This window comes from Erythrobacter sp. HL-111, from assembly GCF_900105095.1.
Classification (GTDB): Bacteria; Pseudomonadota; Alphaproteobacteria; order Sphingomonadales; family Sphingomonadaceae; genus Erythrobacter.
The window spans coordinates 2,640,901-2,651,854 of the sequence record NZ_LT629743.1; the positions used below are offsets into that span (position 1 = coordinate 2,640,901).

The window sequence follows — 10,954 nt, forward strand, 5'->3', positions numbered from 1 at the left end:
AGGACGCGATGGCCCTGCTGCGCCGCCGCCTGTGGATCGCGCTCGCCGCGCTCGTCGCCGCGCTCCTCGCGCTCGCGCCCGACATTGCGCGGGCCGAACGGATCCGCGATCTCGGCCAGTTCGAGGGCCTGCGCGCGAACCAGCTCACCGGCTACGGCGTCGTCGTCGGCCTGCAGGGCACGGGCGACGACAACCTCGCCTATGTCACCGAGGCGATGCGCGGCGTGTCCGGGCGATTGGGGCTGCAACTGCCGCCGGGCGTGTCGCCCAACCTCAGGAACGCCGCCGCGGTGATCGTCACCGCCGAACTGCCGCCCTTCGCCAAGCCGGGGCAGCGCATCGACATCACGGTTTCCACCATCGGGCAGGCGCGCGACCTGCGCGGCGGGGCGCTGGTGCTGACCCCGCTCTATGGCGCGGACGGGGCGATCTACGCGATGGCGCAGGGCAATGTCGCGGTCGGCGGGCTCGGCGTGTCGGCGCGCGATGGATCGCAGCTCACCGTCAACGTCGCAACCGTCGGCCGGATCGCCGACGGGGCCACGGTCGAGCGCGCGGTCGCGACCGGGTTCGACGCGGGCGCATCCCTGCGCTTCAACCTCCACCACGCCGATTTCCTCACCGCAGCGCGGGTGCGCGATGCGATCAACGCGCGCTTTCCGGGCATGGCCGAAGTCGCCGACGGGGTCAGCATCGCGCTTGCCCTGCCCGCCACGGCCGACACGCGCGCCGCGCTGCTGGCCGAGATCGAGATGCTCTCCGTCACGCCCGCCCCGGTCGCGGCGCGGGTGATCGTCAACAGCCGGACGGGCACGGTCGTCATCAACCAGGCGGTGCGGCTCGCCCCCGCCGCGATCAGCCACGGCAAGCTCGTCATCCGGATCGACGAGGCCCCGCGCGTGATCCAGCCCGAACCTTTCGCTGGTGGCGAGACCGCGCTCGAAGAGGACAGCGCGATTTCCGTGACCGAGGAATCCGATAGGGTCGCGCTGATGCCCGGCGCCGCCTCGCTTTCGGAAGTCGTCGATGCGCTGAACCTCCTCGGCGTCGGCGCGGCGGACCTCGTCGTGATTCTCGAAAGCCTCAAGCGGGCGGGCTCCCTCCAGGCCGAAATGGTGGTGCTGTGATCGGCCCGGTTTCGCCTGCGCGCGCCGAGGCGCTCTCCCCCGAACGGCGCGACCTGCGCGAGGCGGCCGAGGGATTCGAGGCGATCATGGTCCGCCGGATGCTGGCGAGCGCGCGCGCGGCGAGCCTTGCCGAGGACACCCCGCTCACCGGCGGGGGAATGCGGCAATACGTCGCCATGCGCGACGAACACCTCGCCGGGATCGTCGCTGCCTCGGGCGCCCTCGGATTCGCCCGGAGCATCGAGGAAGCGCTGGCGCAACACCTCCCCGGCAAGGATGAGGCGTGATGCCCACCGCGCTCATCAATATCGGCCGGACCGGCGCCGCGGCAGCGCGGGCGAGCATCGAGCTCACCGCGCAGAACATCGCCAATGCGTCCAATCCCGATTACGCCCGCCGCACGCTCGGCCAGAACGAGCTGGTCGGCAGCGCGACGATCGGGGTGAATTCGGCGGATTCGCTGGGCGGCGTCAGGCTCGGCGAGATCAGGCGGATCGACAGCGTGCTGGTCCAGCGCCAGGCGCGCGAGAGCGCTGCGGACCTCGCGCGGACCAGCGCCGAGCTCGACGGGCTTCGCCTCGCCGAAACCGCGCTCGAGGAATCGGGGCTGTATCCCGCGCTGGTCGATTACGAGGCGGCGCTGGTCAGCCTCGAAAGCGATCCGCTCGACCCCGCGCTGCGCACCGTCGCGCTCGAAACCGCGCGCCAGCTCACCGACACCTTTCGGTTTGCCGACAGCGCATTGGGCAACGCGCGGCGGCTGGTCCAGGCCGAGGTCGAGGCGGGGGTCGACAATGTCCGCGGCCTTGCCGAGGAACTCGCCCGGATCAACCGCGAACTTGCCGCGGCGCGCGAGGGTTCGGCCGGGCAGGCCTCACTGCTCGACGCGCGCGATGCGACCCTGCGCCAGATCAGCGACGAATTCGGCATCGTCACCCGCTTCGACGAGAAGGGCGCGGTCGAAGTGCGCCTCTCCGCCGCGCCGAGCCCGCTGCTGGTGGTGCAGGAAGGGCGGTTCAACACGCTCACCGCCGACCGCGAGGCGGACGGGTCCTATCGCTTCCGCTTCGGCGACCTGTTCTTCGAACCCGATACCGGCGCGATGGCCGGGCGCGAGGCGGCGCTGGTCGAATACGGGCGCAAGCAGGGCGCGATCGACCGGATCGCCGGGGCCGTCATCGCCAGCGGGAACGCGGCGCAAGGCGCGGGCACCGCGCCCGACGGGACGGCGGGCCAGCCGCTGTTCTCGGGCACGAATGCGCGCACGATCGGCATCGCGCTCGCGAGCGGGGCGGGGCTCGCGACCGCCGGGGCGGGGGCGGGCAGCCGCGACACCGCCGCGCTCGAAGGGCTGATCGCCGCGATCGGCGCTGCGGACGGCCCGGTGGCCGAAACCGACGAGGTCCTCCTCACCCTGTCGAGCCGGATCGCCGGCCTGTCGACCACGCGCGAGGGCCTGTCGATCATCGCGGCGGCGGCAGAGGCCGAACTGCTCACCGAAACAGGGGTCGATCTCGACGCCGAAGCGGCGAACCTCGTCCGGCTGCAACAGGCTTTCGAGGCGAACAGCCGGGTGATCCGCGTGGCGAGCGAGATCTTCGACACCATCCTCGGCCTCGCCTGACGAAAGGAGGCGCGCCCATGAGTTTCGTCAGCAATTCCACCGGGGCCTTCTTCCAGCGCTCGCTCGACCAGATGGGCAACCTGCGCGCCGGCCTCGAGAGGCTGCAGGCCCAGATCGCCACCGGCGAACGGATTTCGCGCGGATCGGAAGACCCCGCCGCCGCCGCCCGCCTGCGCGCGCTCGAACGGCGCGAACGGCTCGCCCGGGTCGAACAGGACAATGCGACCAGGCTTTCGCAGGACCTCGATTCGGGCTCGATGCAATTGGCCGGCGTCGCCGCCATCCTCCAGCGTGCGCGCGAGCTCGCGATCCAGGCGGCCAATGACACGACCGGTCCGGACGGCCGCGCGATCATCGCGCAGGAACTCGCGCAGATGGAGGAGGAGCTGTTCACCCGCGCGAACGGCGTGACCCTGACGGGCGAACCGCTTTTCGCCGGGACCGCCGCGGGGCCGGCTTTCGTGCGCGATGCGAGCGGGGCGGTGAGCTATGCCGGCAACACCGAGCAAGCCGCGGTCACGATCGCGCCGGGGACGGACATCGCGCGCGGGCTCGACGGGCGGCAGGTGTTCGAATTCGACCTCGCCGGCGCCCCGTCGAGCGTCTTCGCCGTGCTCGGCGCGCTCACCGATGCGATGAGCGGCGGCTCCCCCGACCCGGCGGGCGCGGCCCGCGCAGCGATCGAAGGGCTCGACACCGCGCTCGACAGCGCGACGCGCGGGGCGACGATCCTCGGCACCCGGCTTGCCTGGGTCGAGACCGTGCGCGGCAACCAGGTCGAACAGGAAATCCTGCGCGCCGAGCAGGCCTCCGAAGCGGGCGACACCGATCTCGGCGAGGCGATCGCACGGCTGCAGCAGACCCTCACCGCGCTCGAGGCGAGCCAGGCCAGTTTCACCCGCGTGAGTTCGCTCACCCTGTTCGACGCGCTCTGACCGGCGCGCACATCCAGACGGAGACAGAACCCCCGTGTTTCCCGCCATCGGCCTCGTCGTCCTCATCGCCATGGTGTTCGGCGGCTTCACCCTTGCCGGCGGCTCGCTCGGGCCGATCCTCGCTGCGCTCCCGCTGGAATTCATGATGATCGGCGGGGCCGCGCTGGGCGCGATCCTGATCGGCAATTCGATGCACGAGATAAAGCTTCTGGGCGGCGGGCTCGGCACCGTGTTCAAGGGGCCGCGCTATTCGCACCAGGACCATCTCGACGCGATCGCGCTCACGTCCAAGCTGATGAAGCTGATGCGGTCAGAAGGCGCGGTCGGGCTCGAAAGCCATGTCACCGATCCCGAAAGCTCGACCCTGTTCGGCGAATATCCGCGCTTGCAGAAGGACAAGGTGGTGCGCGATCTCATCTGCGACCCGCTCACCCTGATGGTCGTCTCTTCCGGCACGCTCGACACGCACGCGGTCGAGGAGGTGATCGACACCGCGATCAAGGTCCAGCTGCACGAGATGGAGGAGCCCGCGCACACGATCCAGTCGCTCGCCGACGCCTTTCCGGCGCTGGGCATCGTCGCGGCGGTGCTGGGCGTCATCAAGACCATGGGCGCAATCAACGAGCCGCCGGAGATCCTCGGCAAGATGATCGGCGGGGCGCTCGTCGGCACCTTTCTCGGCGTGCTGCTGGCCTATGGCATGACCGGCCCGATGGCGAGCCGGCTGAAGCAGATCAACACGCACGACGCGCAGATCTACCATTCGATCAAGCAGGTCATCATCGCGAGCCTGCATGGCCATCCGCAGCCGCTGGTGCTGGAGGCGGCACGTTCGGGCCTGCCGCCCGCGCACCGGCCCAAGCTGACCGACCTCATGGACATGATGCGGGGCCGCTGACGCCATGGCCGAAGCCGATCCGAAACCGGCCGGAGAAATCCCCGCGCCCGTGATCGTCAAGAAGGTCACGATCGAGGAAGCCGGCCACCACGGCGGGGCGTGGAAGGTCGCCTATGCCGATTTCGTGACCGCGATGATGGCCTTCTTCCTGCTGCTCTGGCTGCTCGGCGCGACCGAGGAGGACCAGCGCAAGGGGATCGCGGACTACTTCACACCCACGCTGGTCAAGATGCGCCAGAAAAGCGCCGGGGCGGACGGGATGCTGGGCGGTTCGTCGATCACCGACGTCGACAGCTATCCCAACGCCATGGGCCAGACCGGCACGCGCGCGATCACCATCCCGCGCGGCGTGACCGGCGGCCCGGTCGAGGGCGGCGGGCGCGGCGAGATGGAGGCCGACCAGCTGCGCGAACTGCGCGAGGCGATCGAGGACAAGCTCGTCCAGCGGCGCGAACTGCAGCATCTCGCGCGGCAGGTGCGGGTCCTGCGCGCGCCCGAGGGCATCCGCATCGACCTGATGGACGATGCCGATTTCTCGATGTTCGCGCTCGGCACCACCATCCTCACCGGCGAGGCCGAGGCGCTGCTCGCGATCATCGGCGAGACGCTGGCCGAGGAGGGCGCCCCGCTGATCCTGCGCGGCCACACGGATTCGCTGCCCTGGCGCCCCGGGGTGCCGGCGAACAACTGGTCGCTTTCGGCCGGCCGGGCCGAGGCGACCCGGCAGGAACTGATCCGCACCGGCATCCCGGCGACCCGCTTCGCCCGGATCGAGGGCGTCGCCGATCGCGAGCCGGTGATCACCGCCAATCCCGAGGACCCGCGCAACCGCCGCATCTCGCTGCTCCTGCTCGATCCCAACGCGCGCGCAATGCGCCAGCGGCCCGACCCCGGCGCCTTCGACTAGGAAGATCTGCGGGGGACCGCGCAAGGGCCCGGTCAAGCATGGCGGTTTACCTCCGCTTCACCCCCGATCCTCCCGCACGAAGGAAAGCCCGCCATGACCGCCCGAACCCCGCCGCGCCCTGCCGACACGATCCTTCCCGCCGACCTGCCCCGGGTGCTGGAGCGGTTCGAGGGGCCGCTCGACGTGCTTTCGCTCGACTGCTTCGACACGCTGCTGTGGCGCGATTGCCATGCGCCGAGCGACGTGTTCGCCGCCCTGCCGGCCCTCGGCACCCTGCGGCGCGTGGCGGCCGAACAGAATGCGCGCAAGCTCGCCCGGACGCTGAAACGGCGCGGCGAGGTGCGGCTTGCCGAAATCTACGATGCGGCGATGCCGAACGCCTCTCGCGCCGCCGTGAGCGATGCGATCGGGGCGGAGCTCGACGCGGAAGCCGCGGCCTGCTTCGCCTTCGCGCCGACGGTCGAACTGATGCGCGCGGCGAAGGCGAAGGGGGTGCGGATCGTCGTCACCTCGGACACCTATCTCGCCGCGCCCGAACTCGCCCGGCTGATCGAACGCGCCGCCGGGGCAGAGGTCGCGGGACTGATCGACCGGATCGTCACTTCGTGCGAGGCGGGCTTTTCCAAGCGCGAGGGGCTGCTGGTGCGGGTCGTGAAGGCGATGAAATGCCGGCCGGGCGAAATGCTCCACATCGGCGACAACCGCGCGGCCGATTACGAGGGCGCGCGCGCGCTCGGCATCCCGGCGCTGCATCTTGTCCAGTTCCGCGAGACCGCGCGCCGGCGCCTGCGGCTGGAACGGGCGAGTCGCGCGCTGATCGGGCCGGCCGAGGGGCGCATCGACGGGCTCCAGCCGCACCGCGCGATCCTCGCCCTCCACGAACCCGCCATCGCCGACCCGGCCGAGGCGCTGGGCTTTGCCGTGCTCGGCCCGGTCTTCCACGCCTTCGAAGACTGGCTGCGGGCGGAGGCGGCGGCGCTCGCCGAGGCGCGCGGGGGGCGGGTCCACTGGCTGTTCATGCTGCGCGACGGGCATCTGCCGCACCTCGTCCACCGCGTGCGGGGCGAGGCCGAAAGCGCCGCCCGGGTCGAGATCAGCCGCTTCGTCGCGACCGCCGCCTCGCTCACCTCGCGCGCGGCCTACGAGCGGCACCTCGGGCTCGAATTCGGGCTCAACCCGGCGACGCTCGCGCGGCAGATGCTGATGGACGAGGAGGAGATCGGACGGATCGTCGGCGCGCCCGGAACCGAGCAGGAAATGGTCGAGGCGAGCCTCGCGCTCATCGCCGAACTGCGTTCGGCGCGGCGGCGCAGGATCACCAATCGCCGCGCCCGCGCCTTCGCCGGGCGGCTGGTGGAGCACGTGCGCGCGGCCTGCGACCCGCAGCCGGGCGACACGCTGATGCTGATCGATCTCGGCTACAACGGGTCGGCCCAGAACCGGATCGACGCGCTGCTCGCCGGGGCGTTCGGCTGCCACGTCGCCGGGCGCTACCTGCTGCTGCGCGAAATGGATGCGAGCGGGCTCGACAAGCGGGGCCTGATCGACGCGCGCCATCACGACCCGCAATTCCTCGAAGCGCTGTGCGGCAATGTCGCGGTGATCGAGCAGCTGGCGACCTGCGACCTCGGCTCGGTCGTCGATTACACCGAAAGCGGCCGGCCGGTGCGCCGCGAAAGCGCGGTCAAGGGCGGCCAGTCGCGGGTGCGCGAGGCGGTCCAGGCGGGCTGCGTGCGCTTCGCCCGCGCCGCGCTCGATCCGCCGGCGATCCGCGCGGGCGAGCCCGATGCCGCGCGCGCCTGGCGCGAGGGCGCGGCCCATGCGCTCGCCCGCTTCCTGTTCCTGCCGCTGGCCCGCGAGGTCGAGGTGCTCGCGCGCTTCGAACACGACGTCAATCTCGGCAGCGAGCGGATGGTCGCGCTGTTCGATCCCGTCGGCGCGCGCGAGGGGATGCGGCGGCGCGGGCTGTTCTACCTGAAGGGATCGGAGCGGATGTTCCTCCCCGCCGAACTCGCCGCCGAACCGATCGAGGCGCGGCTTGCGCTGATGGTGCAGAAGATGCGCGGGCTCGGCCTCACCTATGCCGACAGCGCGGGGACCGCGATCGAGCTGGAGGCGATCCATTTCGACGCGCACCAGGCCAGCGTCCAGCGGATCGCGGCGAGCGCGACGCATGACGGATTCCACGTTGCGCGCCTCCCGCTGGGGACGAAGGGGCACGCGATCGCGCTCGTGCTCGGCGGCAGGGTCGCGCTGGCCGAGATCGGCCCGATCACCCGCGCTCCGGTCGACAGCCTGCGCGCCGAGGCGAACCCGGACGATCCCGAGCCGGTCGAGGCGCTGTTCGACGGGATGCGCGAGATCGCGCCGCGGATCGTCGAATGCACGCGCGGCGATGCGGCGATCGTGATCCCGCCCCGCCAGCCGGTGCCGGGCGAACCGCCGATGATGGTCGAAATCGTGTTTCGCCCGCTGCGCCTTGCGGGCGGAAGCGAAGAGCCGCTCGGCGCGGCGGTGAGCGGGGCGGATGGGAAGGACAAGGTGGGTGGGGCGCCCGCGCGCCGGGACGCAGCGGCCTGACCGGACGCGGCCGGCGGCGGCGCTGCGCGGCACCCGGACGTGCGAAAGTCCGGAGCCTTGCGGCCCCGGACCCTGCTGCCACCGGCAAGTGGGCGATGCGTGCCGCGCCGCGGTTCGGTTACCGCAGCAGCGACAGCACGTTCTGTTGCGACTGGTTCGCCTGGGCGAGCATCGCGGTCGAGGCCTGCGACAGGATCTGCCCCTTGGCGAGCGCGGTGGTCTCCTGCGAGAAATCGGCGTCCTCGATGCGCGACCGGGCATCGGAGAAATTGCTCGCGGTCGTCGCCAGTTCGTTGATCGCCGATTCCAGCCGGTTTACCCCCGCACCGAGCGAGGAGCGGGTCGTGTTCACGTCGCTGAGCGCGTTGTCGACCAGATCGATCGTGTCCGCGGCGGCGGAGGCGCTCGACACGTCGTAGTTGGTGTCGCCGAGATTGGTCCCGTCGATCGCGGTGCTGGTCAGGGTGATCGAGCGGCCCGCATCGAGCTGGATGTTGACCGTCACGTCCGTGCCGCTGGTGGTGCTGAACAGGGTCACGCCGTTGAACTCGGTGTTCGACAGCACGTCGTCGATCTGTTCGGCGAGCTGGGTGACTTCGGTGTCGAGGAAGCCGCGGTCCTCGTTGTCGAGCGTGCCGTTCTGCGATTGGATCGCCAGTTCGCGCACGCGCTGCAGCATGTTGGTCACCTGTTCGAGCGCACCTTCGGCGGTCTGGGCGAGGGCGATGCCGTCATTGGCGTTGCGGACGCCCTGGTTCAGCGCGCGGATGTCCGAGGTGAAGCCGGTCGCGATCGAGAGGCCCGCCGCGTCGTCGGACGAACTGTTGATCCGGCGACCGGACGAGAGGCGCTCCATCGCGGTCGAGAGCATCTCGTTGGCTTCCGTGCTCGCGTTCTGGGCGCGCAGGGCGGAGATATTGGTGTTGATGACTGACATTGATCGAAACTCCCGTGTGGTCTTGCGCAGGGCGGCGGGCCGCGGCTGCCGGGGCTAAGAGCGACCGGGCGGCGCGATGTTTAAGGGTGGCGGCGCGGGCGCGGCGGCCGGCAGGGGGCGCGGCCTAGGGGCTCCTACGGGGGCTTAAATTTGCGACATCTTGGACGCGCGCCCGGCAATCCCTTGCCACGCAAGGGGACAAGCATGAGCGAACCTCGTCACCACGACTTTCCGGTCTCGGACCCGGCCGCCCGCGGAACCGCGCCGAACCCGCGCCCTGCCGCGCCGCATCACGACGTCGCGGGGTTCGAACGGGTGCGCGCGCGGCACGCCGCGCTGCTCGAGGCGACCCTGCCCCTGCTCGGCAAGGACTGGCAGCAGGGCCGCATCGTGCTGGGCGAGGACGGGCGTTTCGCCTGCCCGCCCGGCGGCCGCCGCGCCGACCGGGTCGAGATCGAGCTCGCCCATGCCGATGCGGGCGCGCTCGCCGCGCTCGGCAAGACGCGCCTCGCGCTCGCCTACGATCCCTCCGCGCCCGAAGCGGCGTGCGCGGCGATGCTCGCGGCGGCGGGGCGCGGGGGCTGGCCGGTCGCGGGGGACGAGCACAGCCTCGCGCTCCTCACCCTCGCCGAACGTCTCGCGGCGAGCGACATTCCCGTCCTCCTCGAAGGGCCGACCGGCACCGGCAAGGAAGTCCTCGCGCGCTTCGTCCACCGCCGCTCGCCGCGCGCGGCCGGGCCGTTCGTCGCGGTCAATTGCGCGGCCATGCCCGAGGCCATGCTCGAGGGCCTGCTGTTCGGCCACCGCAAGGGCGCCTTCACCGGCGCTGCCGAAGCGCGCGAGGGGCTGTTCCGCGCCGCCGACGGGGGGACGCTGCTGCTGGACGAGATCGGCGAACTGCCGCTTGCCCTGCAGGCCAAGCTCCTGCGCGCGCTGCAGGAGGGCGAGGTCCTCCCGCTCGGCGCGACCGAGGCGGTCGGGGTCGACGTGCGGATCGTCGCCGCGACCAATCGCACGCTGTCGGCCGAAGTCGCCGCCGGGCGTTTCCGTGAGGACCTGCTCTACCGTCTCAACGTCTTCCCCTTGGCGCTCGCCCCGCTCGCCGTGCGGCGCGGCGACATCGCCCCGCTCGCCTTCGCCATGCTGCTGCGCCACGCGCCGCGCGCGAACGCGGGCGCGCGCTGGATCGAGCCGGACGCGCTCCGCCTGCTCGAGGCGCATGGCTGGCCGGGCAACGTGCGCGAGCTGGAAAACGTCATGCGCCGCGCGCTCCTCCTCGCAGGCGACGCGCGCGCGATCGCGGCGGAACACGTCGTGTTCGACCAGCCGGTGCGCGCCGTGCTGCCCGCGGCCGGTGCCCCCGCGTGCCCCGATGCACGCGCGCGGCGCTCGCTGTCCGAGGTCGCCTTCGAATCCGAGGCGCGCGCGATCCTCGCCGCGCTCGACAGCCACGGTGGCCACCGTGCCCGGACCGCGGCGAGCCTCGGCATTTCCGAGCGGACCCTGCGCTACCGGCTCGCCTCGATGCGCGAGTCCGGCCTCATCGCGGCAGGGGGTGAGGCATGAGCCCGGTCCGTTCCGGCGGCGGCGTGCAGGCGGGGCTTGCCGACGTGCTCGCCCTGCGGCGCGAGGTCCTCGCCCGGAGCGAGGCGCTGCGCGAGGTGCGCGAGGCAAGCGCGTCCCCCGCCGCCGCGCCCGCGCGCGGGCAGGGGGAAGCGCCCGCCGCGGGCTTTGCCGAAACGCTCGGCCACGCGCTCGAAAAGGTCAGCGCGGCGCAGCAGCGTTCGGCCGAAATGCAGGCGGCCTACGAACGCGGCGAAGTGACCGATGTCGCCAAGGTGATGCTCGCCCGGCAGGAATCCGGGGTCGCCTTCGAGGCCACGCTGCAGGTCCGCAACAAGCTGCTGTCCGCCTACCAGGAAATCATGCGGATGGGGAGCTGATAG

The 10,954-nt window shown here is 71.6% G+C and carries 10 protein-coding genes; 9 read left to right on the forward strand and 1 reads right to left on the reverse strand.

Annotation, left to right across the window (positions count from 1 at the left end; genetic code table 11):
• Positions 1 to 8: 8 nt before the first annotated feature.
• From BLU08_RS12480 to BLU08_RS12510, 7 genes are all read left to right on the forward strand, one after another.
• Positions 9 to 1,127, forward strand: a complete 1,119-nt coding sequence (locus BLU08_RS12480) for a flagellar basal body P-ring protein FlgI (RefSeq protein ID WP_090199908.1) — start codon at positions 9 to 11, stop codon at positions 1,125 to 1,127.
• A complete protein-coding gene (locus tag BLU08_RS12485; protein WP_090199910.1) occupies positions 1,124 to 1,414 on the forward strand; it encodes a hypothetical protein in 291 nt (96 codons plus the stop codon). Before BLU08_RS12480 ends, BLU08_RS12485 begins: the two co-directional genes overlap by 4 nt.
• Complete coding sequence (locus BLU08_RS12490; protein WP_090199912.1) at positions 1,414 to 2,751, forward strand: flagellar hook-associated protein FlgK; 1,338 nt, start codon at positions 1,414 to 1,416, stop codon at positions 2,749 to 2,751. The genes BLU08_RS12485 and BLU08_RS12490 overlap by 1 nt, the downstream gene beginning before the upstream one ends.
• 17 nt (positions 2,752 to 2,768) lie before the next feature.
• Entirely contained in the window at positions 2,769 to 3,686 is a 918-nt protein-coding gene (gene flgL / locus BLU08_RS12495; RefSeq protein ID WP_090199915.1) for a flagellar hook-associated protein FlgL, read from the forward strand.
• Positions 3,687 to 3,720: 34 nt separating this feature from the next.
• Positions 3,721 to 4,584, forward strand: a complete 864-nt coding sequence (gene motA, locus BLU08_RS12500) for a flagellar motor stator protein MotA (protein WP_090199917.1) — start codon at positions 3,721 to 3,723, stop codon at positions 4,582 to 4,584.
• A gap of 4 nt (positions 4,585 to 4,588) precedes the next feature.
• Positions 4,589 to 5,491 (forward strand): flagellar motor protein MotB, encoded by a 903-nt coding sequence (locus BLU08_RS12505; protein ID WP_090199919.1) that lies wholly within the window; start codon positions 4,589 to 4,591, stop codon positions 5,489 to 5,491.
• 93 nt (positions 5,492 to 5,584) lie between these two features.
• A complete protein-coding gene (locus BLU08_RS12510) occupies positions 5,585 to 8,071 on the forward strand; it encodes an HAD family hydrolase (protein WP_090199921.1) in 2,487 nt (828 codons plus the stop codon).
• A 118-nt stretch (positions 8,072 to 8,189) separates the two neighbouring features.
• Here the strand turns inward: BLU08_RS12510 and BLU08_RS12515 are convergent, their stop codons facing one another.
• On the reverse strand, positions 8,190 to 9,008 hold the full coding sequence (locus BLU08_RS12515; RefSeq protein WP_090199923.1) for a flagellin: 819 nt from the start codon (positions 9,006 to 9,008) through the stop codon (positions 8,190 to 8,192).
• 204 nt (positions 9,009 to 9,212) lie between these two features.
• On the opposite strand from BLU08_RS12515, the gene BLU08_RS12520 reads away from it, so the two are divergent.
• A complete protein-coding gene (locus BLU08_RS12520) occupies positions 9,213 to 10,574 on the forward strand; it encodes a sigma-54-dependent Fis family transcriptional regulator (RefSeq protein ID WP_090199924.1) in 1,362 nt (453 codons plus the stop codon).
• Entirely contained in the window at positions 10,571 to 10,951 is a 381-nt protein-coding gene (gene fliE / locus BLU08_RS12525) for a flagellar hook-basal body complex protein FliE (protein ID WP_090199926.1), read from the forward strand. Before BLU08_RS12520 ends, fliE begins: the two co-directional genes overlap by 4 nt.
• The last annotated feature ends 3 nt before the right edge of the window (positions 10,952 to 10,954 follow it).

Coding starts and splice junctions, on each gene's coding strand:
- BLU08_RS12480 (WP_090199908.1), top strand. CDS start 9: ATGGCCCTGCTGCGCCGCCGCCTGTGGATCGCGCTCGCCGCGCTCGTC.
- BLU08_RS12490 (WP_090199912.1), top strand. CDS start 1,414: ATGCCCACCGCGCTCATCAATATCGGCCGGACCGGCGCCGCGGCAGCG.
- flgL (WP_090199915.1), top strand. CDS start 2,769: ATGAGTTTCGTCAGCAATTCCACCGGGGCCTTCTTCCAGCGCTCGCTC.
- BLU08_RS12505 (WP_090199919.1), top strand. CDS start 4,589: ATGGCCGAAGCCGATCCGAAACCGGCCGGAGAAATCCCCGCGCCCGTG.
- BLU08_RS12510 (WP_090199921.1), top strand. CDS start 5,585: ATGACCGCCCGAACCCCGCCGCGCCCTGCCGACACGATCCTTCCCGCC.
- BLU08_RS12515 (WP_090199923.1), bottom strand. CDS start 9,008: ATGTCAGTCATCAACACCAATATCTCCGCCCTGCGCGCCCAGAACGCG.
- BLU08_RS12520 (WP_090199924.1), top strand. CDS start 9,213: ATGAGCGAACCTCGTCACCACGACTTTCCGGTCTCGGACCCGGCCGCC.
- fliE (WP_090199926.1), top strand. CDS start 10,571: ATGAGCCCGGTCCGTTCCGGCGGCGGCGTGCAGGCGGGGCTTGCCGAC.